We start from the raw sequence: 16,600 nt of genomic DNA on the forward strand, positions 1-16,600 counted from the left end.
TTAAACTCCCTTTTTCATAGGATTCCATATTATTTTATGCATTTGTAATTGAAGTCTTATTCCATTTAATTTTCTTAATTTCAAATAATTCACTATATCTTCAAGATTAATTTCATTAAATACTGCACTAACAAATACATTAATATTTCTATCTTCTAAATTTTTTTCCTTATATACTTTTTCCATAGTTTTTAAATCTTCTAAATTAGAAACAACAAATTTTACACAATCTATATTTCTTACAACCTCAAAATTTTCTAATATCATTTTATTTTCCATATTACTTGAAGGGCTTTTGTAATCAACTATATAAGATACAGTTGGAAATTCTTCTATATACTCCTTAATATTTATAGAACCATTAGTTTCTACACTTACATTAAATCCATTTTCTATTAATTTTTTTAATAAGCAACTAACATTTTCTTTATGTAAAAGTGGCTCTCCACCTGTTAATGTTACATTTTTTATATTAAAATCAAGCTTATTTAAAATCTCATTTACATTCATTTCTACACCATCTGATTCATTTTGTGCATAACAAGTATCACAATATGAACATCTTAAATTACATTCAGAAAGTCTTATAAAATTAGTGATAAAACCAGCTCTATTTGCTTCTCCATCTATACTTTGAAAAATTTCAACTACTTTCATTAATTACACTCCCTATATGTTGCTTTATTATTTGGTGTTTCATATACAGTTATATAATCAATTTTAAAATTTTTATTTTTAATTACTTTTGAAAGCTCATTTTCAAGTTCACAAAAAAATAATTTACACATATTTTCTGCTGTTGATCTAACAGAAATATTAACTATTTTAAAATTCATCCTTCTACATGCATCTATAAAAATTCTTTCTTCATTTGTTACATTTTCATCAGTAAAAATTAAAGCATGATCATAATTTTTAAAATACTCTTTTATTATATTTTTAATATCAGAAAAATCTATTATCATTCCTTTAGAGCTACCACTCTCTATTAGATTTTCTGCTTTTAGTCCATACTTTACCCTCCAACGATGCCCATGTAAATTTTTACATTTACCAGAATGTCCTTTTAAAAAATGACTTGAATCAAAACTTTCTTCTCCTTCTAAAAAATAACTCATAAAATTTTCTCCTTATTTAATTATTTAACTAAATAAGACATTTCTAAATCTGTATTTTATTAATACATTATAAAATTCATTTTATAAACTAAAACATTTCAATAATTATAGTCATATAATTAATTTAATATTTTTTGCATAAAAAAAAGGGCATAAACTGCCCTAATAAACAAATAAAATATATATATAATATATTATAATCCTAGTTTTGTTTATAGACAGGATGGTTTCGAACTGTCTTATTAAGTTATTTTTGCCATAATATAATTTTAATTCAAAAATTTATTATAATCAACCCAAATTGTTTTATATCAAATTTAAAATATTTTAAATAATATATATTAATTCTAAAACATGGAGGCTTAAATATGGATTTAGGTTTTTTGCAAAATTATTGCATTCCTACTATAGTTGGAATTTGTTTATGCATTGGCTATTTAATTAAAAGTAGCTTAGATTTTATTCCTAATAAATATATCCCATTAATTATGCTAATACTTGGTTTATCATTAAATATCTTTATAAACAAATCAATTACTTTAGATATAATTCTTGCTGGTATGTTTTCTGGACTTGCAAGTACAGGAGTCCATCAAATGTTTAAAAACCTTATAAATGAATCTAATTATACCAATAGTGAAAATAATAAAAAATAAAAAGGACATTAAAAATGTCCTTTTTATTTTATGCGTAAACTAAATCTATATTTATCTTATAAAAGCAATTCCATAAGATTGTACTTGCTTTCCTTTATGTCTCTTTTCTTATTTACATCACATATATCAACACTTATCATATTATTGTCTTGAATTCCTACTGCTTTTCCAGATTCATTTTTTCTAAGAAGCTCTACAGCATGAATACCCATTCTTGATGCTAAAACTCTATCAAAAGCAGATGGATTTCCACCTCTTTGTATAAAGCCTAAAACTGTGTTTCTTACTCCAATATTTAATGTTTCTTCTAAATATCTTTGAAGATCTTCTATATTATACATTCTTTCAGTTATTATTATAATACTGTCTTGCTTTCCTTTTTCTATATTCTTTTTAAGCTTTTGTGCAATTTCTTCAAAACTTAATTTTCTCTCTGGTGTTGATATTATATCGCCACCACCAGCCATTGCTGAATATAGAGCTAAATCTCCACAGTATCTCCCCATAACCTCAACTATTGTTGGCTTTTCATGTGATGCATCTGTATCTTTTATCTTACTTATACATTCTAATACTGTATTTAAAGTTGTATCAAAACCAATACAATAATCTGTATACTCTAAATCATTATCGATAGTTCCAGGAATTCCAATAACCTTTACACCTAATTCATGTAATTTATTTGCTCCTTGAAAAGAACCATCTCCACCAATTACAATTACAGCATCTATATTATATTTTTTTAAATTTTCTATTGCTTTCATTCTTCCTTCTACTGTCGTAAATTCTGGACATCTAGATGTTTTTAGTATAGTTCCTCCTGCTTCTGAAATATAATCTACATCAAATTCACCAATCTTTTTAATTTCTTCATTTAAAAGACCTGTATAACCTCTCTTTATTCCAAAAGTCTCAATACCATAGTTATTAGAAACCTTTACTATAGCACGAATAACTGCATTCATTCCTGGAGCATCTCCACCACTTGTTAAAATTCCAATCTTCATAAATTTCTCCTCTGTATATCCATAATTTTGCTAATGTAATTGTATACACCTATATTATTATAATAATACTTTTTTGCAAAATTATAAATAGTTAACCGGTAAATTTATAAAAATTTTTCATTTTTAAAACCTTAATATGATATTTCTTCAATTTAATTAAATTAACCTTACAATAAAAATTTATAAAGCTTTATTTAATATTTCTCTTGATACTTCTAATGTTACATCTCCATTTTCCCCTAAGTTTGTAAGTCCATGTTTTTGTAATGAATTTATTACTTCATCAATATTTTTTTCATCTAAACCATAATCTGAAAGCTTTGTTTTAACTCCTAAACTTTCAAAAAATTCTTTTGTCTTACTTATAGCCATTTCAATTCTACTATCTTCATCCCCATCTTTTATGTTAAATACACGATCTGCATACTGCAATAACTTTTCCTTCTTTTCCTTCTTTCTTACACTCCATGATGCTGGTTGAACTATTGCTAAAGTTTTCCCATGATCTATTCCATATAAAGCTGTAAGTTCATGTCCTATCATATGAGTGCTCCAATCTTCTGGAACCCCCATAGCTATTAAACCATTTAGTCCCATTGTTGCACATAAAACAAGATTTGCTCTTAAATCATAATCATTTGGATTTTCAATTGTATCTTTACCGATTTCAATTAAAGTTTTAAGTATTCCTTCTGCTGTTCTATCTTGAAATCTTGCATCAACTGGATATGTTACATATTGTTCAACAACATGAATAAATGTATCAACTACCCCATTTGCAACTTGAGTTTTTGGTAAAGTAAATGTTATTTCAGGCTCTAATATTGAAAACTTAGGGAAAACTAAAGGATTTCCAATTACAAATTTTCCTTTATCATATGTTATAACTCCACCACTATTCATTTCTGAGCCTGTTGCTGGTAAAGTTAGTACAACTCCTATAGGTAAAGCTTTTTTGATTTTTCCTGATACTTCCCTTAATAAAACATCAGTTAAATCTCCATCATAATTGCAAGCTAATGATATAAACTTAGTTCCATCAATAACAGAACCTCCACCTACAGCAAGTAAAAAATCTATTTTTTCTTTCTTAATTAAATCTACTGCCTTTATTAATGTTTCATATTTTGGATTTGGTTCAATTCCTGAAAACTCAAATACACTTCTATCTCCTAAAGCTTCTTTTACCCTTTCTAAAGTTCCAAACCTTTTAACACTTCCACCACCATAAAGAATTAATACTCTTGAATCATTTGGTACAAGACTACTTAGCTCCTTTATTCTATCCTTTCCAAATACTATATGAGTTGGATTGTAAAAATCAAAATTATTCATACTCCTCATTCCTTTCATACATAAAATTTAAGTTTCTAAAATAAAATTTATATTTTTGCATTTTATATATTAGCATACAAATTCTTTAAACCAGTAATTAATAATACCTTAAATACATTTAAATTTAATTATTATTGATAAGTAAATAAAACATATAAATAATTCTATTAATTAAAGTTTACTATAAACTAATGAAATATTTATAATATTAAGAAAAACTTATAGTTAACATAAATAAAACAGAATTATTATATTAAAGATATCTCATTAAACCTTAAATAAAAAACCAATTAATTTATCATTAATTGGTTTTTATTTTTTATAACGCTTCTATTAATATTTCTCTTACTATATCAGGTGTTAAATCTCCTGTTTCTGATAAATTAGTTAGTCCTTGTTTCTTTAATGAATCAACTACTAATTCAATTTGTTCCTTATTTATATTATAATTTGAAAGTTTAGTAGTTATATTAAGACTTTCAAAAAACTCTCTTGTTTTTTGTATAGCCATATCAGCTTTATAATCATCATTACCTTCTGTAATATTAAATATTCTTTCTGCATATTGTACTAATTTTGCTTTCTTTTTATCTTTTCTTACAGTCCATAATGCTGGTAAAACTACTGCTAAAGTTTTTGCATGGTCAATTTCAAATAAAGCAGTAAGTGCATGACCAATCTTATGAGTACTCCAATCTCCTGGAACTCCCATCTTAAGCAATCCATTTAATGCCATAGTTGCGCATAGCATAAGATTTGCCCTTAAGTCATAATTTTCTGGTTCATCAATAGTTTTTCTTCCTATTTCAATTAAGCTTAAAAGTATCCCCTCAGCCATTCTATCTTGAAATTTTGCATCAACTGGATATGTTAAATATTGTTCAAGAACATGAACATATGTGTCAATAACACCATTTGCAACTTGAGTTTTTGGTAAAGTAAATGTTATTTCTGGTTCTAATACTGAGAACTTTGGAAATACTAAAGGACTATAAACACTATATTTTCCCTTATCATATGTTATAACAGCACCACTATTCATCTCTGAACCTGTTGCAGGTAATGTTAATACAACTCCTATTGGAAGTGCTACTTTTATATTTTCTAAAGTAAAGTTTGGTATTAATAAATCAGTCAAATTTCCATCATAATGTGATGCTAATGATATAAACTTAGTTCCATCTATAACAGAGCCTCCACCTACTGCAAGTAAAAAATCTATCTTTTCTTTCTTAATTAAATCTACTGCCTTTATTAATGTTTCATATTTTGGATTTGGTTCAATTCCTGAAAATTCAAATACAATTCTATCTCCTAAAGCTTCTTTTACTTTATCTAATGTTCCAAATTTTTTAACGCTTCCACCACCATAAAGAATTAATACTCTTGAATCTGTTGGTACAAGATTATTTATATCCTTTATTCTATCTTTTCCAAATACTATATGAGTTGGATTATAAAAATCAAAGTTATTCATAACTTTTCCTCCTTTATATTTTATTTAAAATCTATATAAATATTTTAATGTCTATCCTTTATTTTTCCTTCATACATATTTAATTTAGCATCAATTCTATTTAAATATTCTCTTAATTCTTTTATTTGATTCTCTATCTTTTCTCTATGCTTTTCTATAAGTTTTTTTCTTTCTTCTAATGTATGGTCTCCTTCTTCATAAAGAGCTACTACATTTTTTATATCATCAATTGACATATTTGTATCTCTAAAACACTTTACTATGTTTACCCAGTTTAAATCTTCTTCACTAAATATTCTGATTCCATTTTTATTTCTTTTTATATTTGGTATTAGCTTTTCTTTTTCATAAAATCTTATAGTATACTCACTTAATCCTGTTATTTTTGAAATTTGTCCTATAGTATATTCCATCTTTATACTCCAATTTTTATATTGCATAATTTTTATAAATTATATTGTATTACTTAGAGTTTACTCTAAGTCAATAAGTTTATGTATTAACATTTTTTTAATTAGTAAAAATACCAATTCATTTCTAAATAAAAAATAATATAAATAAACTAAAATTAGAATATAATTGTTAAACAAGAAAGGAGAGTACTGAAATAATCAATACTCTCCTTTTCTCTATTTATTCAATATAAATTTACTTATATATCTACCGCTATTTAATCCTAATTCTGCTGAAAATTTTAAAAAAAGTATAGTTGCTATACCTGCAAATATTCCCGTAATTAGTCTTCTAAAATTATTGCTTATCCATTTTCCTTTTAGCTGTCCTACTCCATCAATTAAAAGAGGAGTTATTAATAATACTATAATAGCAAAATTACTTTTACCAACTATAATCAAATATATAATTCCTATTAAATATCCTAAAAGTATTCCCGTACATCTTGCACATATTGGAAACTGCTTACCTTTGAAAAAAAATGATCTTTCCGGTAGTCTATGACAAAAAAACATATAATGAAGTATTTTTTCCATATGTATTATAACTCACTTGCTATTCCAAGCATAAAGAATAAAATATAAATTATTACCCAAACAATTATTCCACCTATCATCCATTTACAAATAAGTTTTGCTGAATTTGGCTTCTCATCCTTCCATAAAAAATATAATATTAATCCTACAATTGGAAAACAACAAGAAACTGCTCCTGCTAAGTTTGAAGGATTATCAATTTTTTTATCATCCTCATTATTAACTTTTACTCCACAGTGTACACATACATAAGCATTATCATCGATTTCCTTACCACAATTCTTACAGTACATAATTTTCCCCCTAATATAAAAAAGTCTATTTAATTATAATATCAAATTTAATACTTTTTAGTAGTTGTTAGTAATTTTTACCTTTTATTAACTTTATTAATATAACTTTAATAAATAAAATTAATAATTGTATTATTAAAGTTATATTAAAGTAGTTTTAATGTATATTTTTTATTACCTTTGCTATACAAACTTAAAATAAATAAAATAGACTGTCTAATTTTTAGACAGTCTATTTCATTCAAACTATTTCATTAATTTACATATATCATTTGTAAATTCTACTGGATCTTGGATGCTTAATCCTTCTACAAGTAATGCTTGATTATATAAAAGATTTGTATAAAGATTAAACTTCTCTTTATCATTTGAAAAAGCATATTTTAATGAAGAAAATACTTCATGATCTGTATTTACTTCTAATATCTTATCAGCTTTAACTTCACCATTATTTGGCATTTGACTTAATATTTTTTCCATCTCTATTGAAAGTTCACCTTCACTTGATAAACATACTGGATAATTTTTAAGTCTACTTGAAGCTTTAACTTCTTTTATTTTTCCATTTAAAGTTTCTTTCATAGCTTCAAATATATCTTTATTTTCTTCATTTGCCTTTTCATTATCTTTTTCTGATTCTATTCCTAAATCTCCACTTGATACTGACTTAAATTCTTTTTCGTTATAGTTCATAAGCATCTTAATTGCAAATTCATCTATATCCTCAGTGAAATAAAGAATTTCATATCCTTTATCTAATACCATTTCTGTTTGTGGCATTTTTTCTATTCTTTCATTTGATTCACCAACTGCATAGTAAATATATTTTTGATCTTCTGACATTCTATCTAAATATTCAGCTAATGTTACCATTTTCTTTTCTTTTGATGAATAGAACATTAATAAATCTTTTAATGTATCCTTATTTGCTCCAAACTCATCATAAACACCATATTTTAATTGTCTTCCAAATGATTTATAGAATTTTTCATAAGATTCTCTATCATTCTTAAGCATATTTTCTAATTCATTTTTAATTTTATTTTTAATATTTTTAGCAATACGTCTTAATTGTCTATCATGTTGAAGTAATTCTCTTGATATATTAAGTGATAAATCTTGTGAATCAACTATACCTTTTACAAATCCAAAATAATCTGGTAATAAATCAGAACATTTTTCCATTATTAATACACCATTTGAATATAACTCTAATCCTTTTTCATATTCTTTTGTGTAATAATCATATGGCATATTTTCTGGAATATAAAGTATTGCATTATAACTTATCATACCATCAACACTTATATGAATATGTTTTAATGGTTTATCAAATCCAAATCTTTTTTCAAAATAAAAATTGTTGTAATCTTCATCTGTAAGTTCATTTTTATTTCTTCTCCAAATAGGAACCATACTATTTATTGTTTCTTCTTCTTTGTATTCTTCATATTCATTTTCTGTTCCTTCTTTAAGCTTTGATTTTGTAACATCAAGCTTTATTGGATATCTTATAAAATCTGAATACTTCTTAATTAAAGATCTTAATTTATACTCATCTAAAAACTCATCAAAATTTTCATCTTCTGTATTTTCTTTTAAATGAAGAATTATATCTGTTCCATGACTTTCTTTTTCTGAATCTTCTATTGTATATCCATCTACTCCGTCTGATTCCCATCTATAAGCTTTTTCTTCACCAAAAGCTTTTGTTATAACAGTAACCTTATCCGCAACTAAAAATGCTGAATAAAATCCAACACCAAATTGTCCTATTATATCAAATCCATCTTTTAAATCATTTTCTTCTTTAAATTTAAGTGAACCACTCTTTGCAATAACACCAAGATTTTCATCTAATTCTTCTTTTGTCATTCCTATACCAGTATCAGATATAGTAAGAGTTCTATTTTCTTTGTCTGGGACTATTTTTATAAAATAATCATCTTTATTAAATGATAATGAATTATCACCTAATGTTTTATAATAAATTTTATCTATTGCATCACTTGCATTTGAAATTAATTCTCTTAAAAATATTTCTCTGTTAGTATAAATCGAATTAATTACTATATCTAATAATCTTTTTGATTCTGCTTTAAATTGTCTTTTTTCCAATTTAAATCTCTCCCTTCAAATTCAAAAGATATTTTTATTAGCACTCTTATAACTTGAGTGCTAATGCATAATTTATATATATCACTATTTGAAATTTATGTCAATATTAATTTTCCTTAATACTTTTTTGACCTTATTATACTTAATATTGTTGCTAATACACATATAAAGCCTGTAGTTAAAAATACAATATCCATTGCATAAATAAATACATCATTTCTTCCTGGTACATAATTTGAAACTTCATAACCAATAATATGACTCATTCTATTATATAAAAGAGTTGTTGAAAGAGTTATACCAAACACCATGCCAACATTTCTAAGTAATGCATTAACACTTCCTGCTATCCCAAGTTGACTTTTTTTAATTTCCTTCATAACAAGTCCATTATTAGGTGATTTAAATAAACCATTACCAAGTCCCATTATTCCGCTATAAATAGCAACTTGAAATAAAGATGTATTTTCTTTTACTGTACCTAAAAGAATTAATCCTATTGATAATATTAAACAACCAATAGTGGCTATATATTTTGAATTTAACTTATCAGAAAGCTTACCACTATATGGTGAAACTATTCCTAATACTAATGGATATATCATAAGAAAAAATCCCGCATGTAAAGTTGACATTTTAAGTACATCTTGCAAATAAAATGGTAATATTATTGTTACTGAACTTAGTCCTATAAAAGTTAAGAAGTTACATAATATACTTGTTGAAAATAATTTATTTTTAAATAATTTTAAATCTAGTACTGGTGACTTAACTGTTTTTTGTAAATATAAAAATATAATAAGCCCTATTATTGAAATTAAAAATCCAAATAATATATATTTATTTGTATATCCTACAAACTCACCTTTAGTTACTGACAATATAAGTGAAACTATAAAAAATCCAAAAGCAATTGTTCCTCTAACATCAATTTTCTCTTCAATTTTAATATTATCTTTTTCTAAAACCTTGTTGGCTAATATTAAATTTATTATTCCAATAGGTACATTAATCCAAAATATAAGATCCCATCTAATTGATGCAAGTATACCTCCAATTGATGGACCTATCATTGTTCCCAAAGCAACTGCACTTGCAGATATTCCAAGAGCTTTTCCTCTACCTTCCCCTTCCTTATATATACCAGTTATTATTCCCATATTAACTGCCATTGTACAAGATGCTCCAATACCTTGTATAACTCTTGAAACAATAAGTAATACTAAATTTTTTGAAAATCCACTACAAATAGATCCAATAGTAAATACTAAAATTCCAAACTTAAAAACTTTATTTTTACCCTTTATATCTCCTATTCTTCCATTTAATAAAACTAATACTGAAATTATTAAAAGATAGCTTGTAACTACCCACTCAACCTGAGCCATTGTTACATTTAAATCACGTGCTATAAGTGGAAGTGCAACATTTACTATACTTCCATCAATACATGACATAAATGTCATTATAACAACACACATTAATATTTTTGATTTTCTACTTTCAGAAACTTCATTATCTATATTACCCATAGAATTTTACTCCTTATAATAAAATAATTTTGATTTAATTATAGAAGTAATTTATTAATAATTTGATTTATTGCTGTGTACATGATTTAAACTTTTTTATTTTTAATAATTAATTTATTTTTTCTCCACAATATGGACAATATTTAAAATCACCTTCTATTACTTTTCCACAATTCGGACATCTTTTTTCATATTGATAATAATTGTTATTATATTCTCTTTTAATCTCTTTTAAATCCCAATAAGTTACATCAACATTCTCTCCTCTTTCTATTGCTTTACCTTTTTCCTTTGGAATTTCATATACAGAATTACATCTGTTGCAAACTACATAATAGCTTTCATTCCATTTAAATAAAGGTATAAAGAAAAAGTGAAAACAGTCAAATGTTTTTATCAATTTACCCTTAGTTTTTAAATTGCATTTTTTACACTGAAGATTTTCTAAAATTTTTATTTCCTTTGACTTACTTTCTATTCCGAATATTCCTATAAAAAACATATTTCCTCCTAACTTAAATTATAAAAATATAATTATTATATATATTTTACAACTATCCAAAATTTATTTTTAAATGCAATATTTTAAATTTTTGTAACATTATACTATATATTTTAAACATTATATTATTATAATCATGATTAAAAACAAAGGGGGAAGTTAAATAATGAACTTTAAATCATTTATATCAAAAAATAAGAAAATTTTAGCTTTTGGTATTATATTTTTATTTTTAGGAATTATATTTGGTAATATTTCATCAGCATCTGCAGATGAAATAGCTTCAGCTCAATCTAGAAATTCTAGTATATCATCTGAAATCTCTAATAATAATTTAGCATTGCAATCTAATAATTCTAAAATATCTAAGCTAACAAATGAGATTTCTACTTTACAATCAAAAAAAGATGAAATTGAAACAAAAAAAGAAGCTGAAAAATTAAAAGCAGAAAAAGCAAAAGAAGAATTAAAAGAAAAACAAACTACTTCGGCTGAATCTAGTACTAACATAAAAAAAAGTAGTAATAGCTCTCATAAATCTACTACTAATAATACAAGCTCTTCATCAAAAGCAAAAAATAATTCTTCAAATTATGAAGATAACAACAATAATACTGTTGGAACTACTGTTTGAATAACTGCAACTGGTAAAAAATATCATAGAACAAACCATTGTGGAAATACTAATCCAAACAACGCAAGACAAGCATCATTAAAAGAAGCACAAAGTTTAGGATTAGATGCTTGCTCTAAATGTTTTTAATTAAGGGGAGAAATTAATGAATAAATTAGTAAAAAAACTACTTACTATCGTATTAGTATTTATTTGTTTTTTTGTTGGAATTATCATAGGTTGCGGTTCAAATAAAAATAATGAACTAAAAGCTAAACTAGATAAAGAATATAGCAATAAACAAATAACTCTTTCTGATACTAATAATGAACTTTCAAATTCTAATAAAAAAATTGATGAGTTAAATAACCAAATAACTAATTTAAATAATTATATAAAAGAAAATTCTAAATAAAAGTAAACTCTATAAAGGAATACTCCTTTATAGAGTTTATTTTTATTTGTGATAGTAACCAATTATTTTATATACCTATAATTTATAACGTATTTTCTTTTTCTATATTTAAAAGTTTTTGCTTCATATCAATTCCACCAGCATATCCAATTAAATTTCCATTTGATCCAATTACTCTATGACAAGGTATGACTATAAGTATTGGATTTTTATTATTAGCCATTCCTACTGCCCTTGAAGCATTTTTATTTCCAATAAAATTTGCAATTTCTTTATAACTTAATGTTTTTCCATAAGGTATTTTCATCAGAGATTTCCAACCTTTCTTTTGAAACTCTGTTCCCTTTGGATTAATTGGTAAATTAAATTTTTTTCTCTTTCCATTTAAGTACTCTTCTATTTGAATTTTTGCATCTTTTATTAATTCCGTTTCTATATTATTTGAGTTTACTTCTTTACTTTCACCAAAATAAATTTTTGTTATATAATTTTCCTCTTGAACAATAGTAATTTTTCCTAAACTTGTGTAGTAATAATAAGTATTAATCAAATATTTCCTCTCCTTTAGTGGTATTTTAGAATATTTAGTTATTACACAAATACAAACAAATTGTTCGCCTATAATACACAAATGTCCTTGACTATTTATATTCATTATATTAAACTTATTTTTATACAATTATTATACAATTAAATGTACATTTAATTGTATATTTGAAATTATCTATAGTTTTATTAAAATAAAAATTTTATAATTGGGGGAGTTTCATATGGAAGAAACTAAAGAAACTAAAAAAATTATGTGGTATAGCCTTGCTCTTATGGCATTCTCTGCTGTTTGGGGATTCGGTAATGTAGTTAATGGATTCTCAGAATTTGGTGGATTAAAGGCTATAGTATCATGGATTCTTATTTTTGCTATTTATTTTGTACCTTATGCTTTAATGGTAGGTGAACTTGGTTCTGCCTTCAAAGATTTAGGTGGTGGTGTAAGTTCATGGATCAATGAAACTATTGGACCTAGACTTGCATATTATGCTGGTTGGACTTATTGGGTTGTACATCTTCCTTATATTTCTCAAAAGCCACAAGGTGCTATTATTGCTGGTTTCTGGGCTATATTCCAAAACAACGGGGTTAGTTCTTTAAATCCAATTCTTTTACAAACACTTTGTTTAATAATATTCTTAATAGGAATATGGGTTGCATCAAGAGGTATAAAACCTTTAAAAAGAATAACAACTATTGCTGGTACATCAATGTTTGTTATGTCAATCTTATTTATACTTCTTATGATAGCAGCACCTGCTATTACTGATGCTAAATTAGTAAATATTGATTGGTCATTTAAAACATTTATGCCTACATTTGATGTTAAATACTTTACTAGTCTTTCAATATTAGTATTTGCCGTTGGAGGATGTGAAAAGATTTCACCTTATGTAAATAAAATGGACAATCCTTCAAAGGGATTCCCTAAAGGTATGATTGCTTTAGCAATTATGGTTGCAGTATGTGCTATATTAGGAACTATTTCTCTTGGTATGATGTTTAGTTCTGATAATGTACCAAAAGACTTATTAACTAATGGTGCTTATTATGCATTCCAAAAACTTGGTGAGTATTACGGAATCGGAAATACATTCGTTGTAATATATGCTATAACAAATGTTATAGGACAAATTTCAACTTTAATACTATCAATTGATGCTCCTTTACGTATTTTACTTGAAAATGCTGATGAACAATTTATTCCATCAAAATTACTTAAGAAAAATGAACATGGTGCATTTATAAATGGTAATATATTAATTACTATAATTGTATCAATATTAATTATAATTCCTGCATTTGGTATAGGAAATGTTGATGCTATAGTTAAATGGTTAGTTAAATTAAATGCTGTTTGTATGCCATTACGTTATTTATGGGTGTTTGTAGCTTATATCGCATTAAAGAAAGCTGGAGACAAGTTCCATGCAGAATATCGTTTCACAAAGAGCAAAGTTCTTGGAATAATTTTAGGAGCATGGTGCTTCTTCTTCACAGCTTTTGCTTGTATAGGTGGTATGTATTCAGAAAATACTTTCCAATTAGTATTAAATATAATAACTCCTTTCGTATTAGTAGGACTTGGTTTAATAATGCCAAAGCTTGCTGAAAGAGAAAGAAGACAAAAAGGATTAATATAATTTATAATTATTAAAAAAGGAGCTAAATTTTAGCTCCTTCTATTATAGATATAATTTCAAAATTTAATTATTATATACTTAAATAACAAATCTTTTGTAATTAATTCTCTATTTGATTTCTTATAATGAAATAACCTAAATATAAAATTAAATATTTTATACCTATATAAACCAATCCACTAAAAAACATAGTCTAATATCAATATCTATTTTAGTAATAAAAAACTTAAATACATATTTAGATAATTTAAATGATAATTTATTAAAATAATAATTTTTAGCTCATTTTTCAGCAATTGTTGCTAAAAATTAACCATTATGTAACTAATAATATTAATATTTAATATATAGTTTAAATATAGAAATAAAAGGGGGTAATAAAAAATGAAAAATAATAATCGTAAAAGTATGCAAATAATGAAAAGAAAAAAAGCAATGAGAAGAAGAAAAATAATTTCAATTTCATTTATTGCTATATTAATTATTTGTATTCCTTTATTTTTAATTTTAAATAAAAAAAGTACTAATAATGAAGTTGTTAAAGCCGATACTAACAAAGTTACTACTGATTCATCTAATAACAACAATAATGATAATATTAATAACGAAGCAAAAGAAAAGCCTGAAGAAAAAAAATTAGATAATAGTGGATATATAGCATTAAAAGATGACCCAAATGCTGATGATGCTGAAATGGTAGCAAAAAATACAAATGATTTATTAACTGGAGCTAAACAGTACCCTGTTAGAACAGATGGTAAAAAAGTTGTTTACTTAACTTTTGATGATGGTCCTTCAACTACTAATACACCAACAGTCCTTAAAACTCTAGAAAAATATAATGTTAAAGGTACATTTTTTATAATGGGAAAATCTCTAGCTGCAAATGATACAGCTAAGGAATTATTAAAAGAAATAGCTAAAAATGGACATGCTATTGCAAATCATAGTTATAGCCATGATTATGCTTACTTATACCCAGGTAGAACTATGAATGTACATAATATGCTAAAAGACTTTAATAAAAATGATGAACTTATGAAAAGTGTTTTAGGAAAAGACTTTTCAACTAGAGTAATAAGATTACCTGGTGGATATTGGTCATGGAAAGGTAGAGAACCTTTTAAAAAGAAAATGCAAGAACTTAATATAAGTAATATTGACTGGAACGCTCTAAATGGTGATGCTGAAGGTAAAAAGAAAAACGCACCTGAACTTGTTGAATTCTTGAAGAAAAGCGTTAATGAACTTGGTCCAAATGCAGATAGTATTGTTGTATTAATGCACGATACTTATGGAAAAGCTGAAACAGCAAAAGCTCTACCTCAAATAATTGAATATTTTAAAGATAAAGGCTTTGAATTTAGAACAATAAAATAGTCTACATAATGAAAGAGTTGCTTTAATACTTTTAAAGCAACTCTATTTTATTTACAAAAATATTTTAATTCGTTTTTATTAAAAATTTTATAATTAAATCTATTACTTTTGAATTTTTAAAAATTTAATCCACTAGAATGATAAATAATTTTTGTTATTATAGATGTTATATTATTAATTGAAACCCATAAAACTATTCCAAATGCTATTACATAAGCAAATGAAAATAAATACACTAATTTATTTTTTCCTTTTAATATACTGTTAAAACCACTATAAATTAAAATTACTGAAGTTATTGAAGCAAATATACTTACTATAGCCCAAGGTATAAATCCTATAAATAATGCTAAAGATTGAATTATAACAAGTATAAAATTAATTACTGAAAAAACAAAAAATATATTTCCTAAATTTTTTCTATCTATCTTTTCTTTTATTAAATATTTATAAATTAAATATACTATAAAAATTATTATTCCGTAAAATAATATATAATTTAATAAATCTAAGAAATATACACTTCCAGTAGGAAATACTATATCTAATTGAGTGTTAAATTGCTGTTTTAAAAATATAGAATCATTCTTACTAAAATACTCTCCTGATATACTATAAACCAATTCCATAATTGATTTTAATAAGTTGTAGCTAAATATTTTTATAGATAATACCTTTATTAAAGGAATTAACAAAGTTATTATTATGCCATATATTAAACTTAACTTCAATGAAAGTCCTAGTATACCATCCTTCATACTAGTAAATGGATGTTTTATTGCAGTTAATACATAACTTTTATGCTTTTTTATATCAACTTCTGGAGTTGATATATTTATAGTTGTTTTATTATTTTTTGTTTCTCCACCGCAACTATTTCCACATTCTGGACAAAATTTTGAATCATCTGGAATCTTACTTCCACACTTGGTACAATACATTATTTCTCCCCCTTTAATTTAATTAAATATTA

At 25.0% G+C, this 16,600-nt stretch carries 18 protein-coding genes; 5 read left to right on the forward strand and 13 right to left on the reverse strand.

The window, feature by feature from the left end; all coding sequences use genetic code 11:
* Nucleotides 1-657, reverse strand: a complete 657-nt coding sequence (locus AC4FQW_RS08885; RefSeq protein ID WP_303127933.1) for a radical SAM protein — start codon at nucleotides 655-657, stop codon at nucleotides 1-3.
* On the reverse strand, nucleotides 657-1,118 hold the full coding sequence (locus AC4FQW_RS08890) for a 6-carboxytetrahydropterin synthase (RefSeq protein ID WP_303127936.1): 462 nt from the start codon (nucleotides 1,116-1,118) through the stop codon (nucleotides 657-659). Before AC4FQW_RS08890 ends, AC4FQW_RS08885 begins: the two co-directional genes overlap by 1 nt.
* 368 nt (nucleotides 1,119-1,486) lie before the next feature.
* Between AC4FQW_RS08890 and AC4FQW_RS08895 the strand changes: the two genes are divergently transcribed.
* Entirely contained in the window at nucleotides 1,487-1,774 is a 288-nt protein-coding gene (locus AC4FQW_RS08895) for a phage holin family protein (protein WP_491148617.1), read from the forward strand.
* A 56-nt stretch (nucleotides 1,775-1,830) separates the two neighbouring features.
* On the opposite strand, the gene pfkA is transcribed toward AC4FQW_RS08895, so the two are convergent.
* The 9 genes from pfkA to AC4FQW_RS08940 all read right to left on the reverse strand — a co-directional run bounded on the left by pfkA (nucleotide 1,831) and on the right by AC4FQW_RS08940 (nucleotide 11,027).
* Nucleotides 1,831-2,781, reverse strand: coding sequence for a 6-phosphofructokinase (pfkA, locus tag AC4FQW_RS08900; RefSeq protein WP_303127940.1), 951 nt, complete (start codon nucleotides 2,779-2,781; stop codon nucleotides 1,831-1,833).
* A gap of 180 nt (nucleotides 2,782-2,961) precedes the next feature.
* Entirely contained in the window at nucleotides 2,962-4,116 is a 1,155-nt protein-coding gene (locus tag AC4FQW_RS08905) for an iron-containing alcohol dehydrogenase (RefSeq protein WP_491148618.1), read from the reverse strand.
* 319 nt (nucleotides 4,117-4,435) lie between these two features.
* Nucleotides 4,436-5,593: an iron-containing alcohol dehydrogenase gene (locus AC4FQW_RS08910; RefSeq protein WP_491148620.1), complete on the reverse strand. Its 1,158-nt coding sequence runs from the start codon at nucleotides 5,591-5,593 to the stop codon at nucleotides 4,436-4,438.
* 44 nt (nucleotides 5,594-5,637) lie between these two features.
* On the reverse strand, nucleotides 5,638-6,006 hold the full coding sequence (locus tag AC4FQW_RS08915; protein WP_303127952.1) for a MerR family transcriptional regulator: 369 nt from the start codon (nucleotides 6,004-6,006) through the stop codon (nucleotides 5,638-5,640).
* Between the two features lie 216 nt (nucleotides 6,007-6,222).
* Entirely contained in the window at nucleotides 6,223-6,582 is a 360-nt protein-coding gene (locus tag AC4FQW_RS08920; protein ID WP_303127954.1) for a DUF2085 domain-containing protein, read from the reverse strand.
* Between the two features lie 5 nt (nucleotides 6,583-6,587).
* Nucleotides 6,588-6,875, reverse strand: coding sequence for a zinc-ribbon domain-containing protein (locus AC4FQW_RS08925; RefSeq protein WP_491148623.1), 288 nt, complete (start codon nucleotides 6,873-6,875; stop codon nucleotides 6,588-6,590).
* A gap of 246 nt (nucleotides 6,876-7,121) precedes the next feature.
* The gene (gene htpG, locus AC4FQW_RS08930; protein ID WP_491148624.1) at nucleotides 7,122-8,993 is read right to left on the reverse strand and encodes a molecular chaperone HtpG; all 1,872 of its coding nucleotides are present in this window, start codon (nucleotides 8,991-8,993) and stop codon (nucleotides 7,122-7,124) included.
* 116 nt (nucleotides 8,994-9,109) lie between these two features.
* The gene (locus AC4FQW_RS08935) at nucleotides 9,110-10,525 is read right to left on the reverse strand and encodes an MFS transporter (RefSeq protein WP_303127960.1); all 1,416 of its coding nucleotides are present in this window, start codon (nucleotides 10,523-10,525) and stop codon (nucleotides 9,110-9,112) included.
* A gap of 109 nt (nucleotides 10,526-10,634) precedes the next feature.
* Entirely contained in the window at nucleotides 10,635-11,027 is a 393-nt protein-coding gene (locus AC4FQW_RS08940; RefSeq protein WP_303127962.1) for a zinc ribbon domain-containing protein, read from the reverse strand.
* 166 nt (nucleotides 11,028-11,193) lie between these two features.
* Between AC4FQW_RS08940 and AC4FQW_RS08945 the strand changes: the two genes are divergently transcribed.
* Both AC4FQW_RS08945 and AC4FQW_RS08950 read left to right on the forward strand, forming a co-directional pair.
* Nucleotides 11,194-11,661, forward strand: coding sequence for a hypothetical protein (locus AC4FQW_RS08945; protein ID WP_491148627.1), 468 nt, complete (start codon nucleotides 11,194-11,196; stop codon nucleotides 11,659-11,661).
* A gap of 145 nt (nucleotides 11,662-11,806) precedes the next feature.
* Complete coding sequence (locus tag AC4FQW_RS08950) at nucleotides 11,807-12,055, forward strand: Z-ring associated ZapG family protein (protein ID WP_303127967.1); 249 nt, start codon at nucleotides 11,807-11,809, stop codon at nucleotides 12,053-12,055.
* Nucleotides 12,056-12,137: 82 nt separating this feature from the next.
* On the opposite strand, the gene AC4FQW_RS08955 is transcribed toward AC4FQW_RS08950, so the two are convergent.
* Nucleotides 12,138-12,605: a methylated-DNA--[protein]-cysteine S-methyltransferase gene (locus AC4FQW_RS08955; protein WP_491148630.1), complete on the reverse strand. Its 468-nt coding sequence runs from the start codon at nucleotides 12,603-12,605 to the stop codon at nucleotides 12,138-12,140.
* A 220-nt stretch (nucleotides 12,606-12,825) separates the two neighbouring features.
* Here AC4FQW_RS08955 and AC4FQW_RS08960 point away from each other — a divergent pair, with 220 nt between their 5' ends.
* On the forward strand, nucleotides 12,826-14,247 hold the full coding sequence (locus AC4FQW_RS08960; RefSeq protein ID WP_491148632.1) for an amino acid permease: 1,422 nt from the start codon (nucleotides 12,826-12,828) through the stop codon (nucleotides 14,245-14,247).
* Nucleotides 14,248-14,631: 384 nt separating this feature from the next.
* Complete coding sequence (locus AC4FQW_RS08965) at nucleotides 14,632-15,627, forward strand: polysaccharide deacetylase family protein (RefSeq protein WP_491148634.1); 996 nt, start codon at nucleotides 14,632-14,634, stop codon at nucleotides 15,625-15,627.
* 116 nt (nucleotides 15,628-15,743) lie between these two features.
* Here AC4FQW_RS08965 and AC4FQW_RS08970 read toward each other — a convergent pair whose 3' ends face one another.
* Complete coding sequence (locus tag AC4FQW_RS08970) at nucleotides 15,744-16,568, reverse strand: zinc ribbon domain-containing protein (protein ID WP_491148636.1); 825 nt, start codon at nucleotides 16,566-16,568, stop codon at nucleotides 15,744-15,746.
* Nucleotides 16,569-16,600: the final 32 nt, after the last annotated feature.

The sequence above is a fragment of the Clostridium sp. TJA085 genome, from assembly GCF_058310235.1.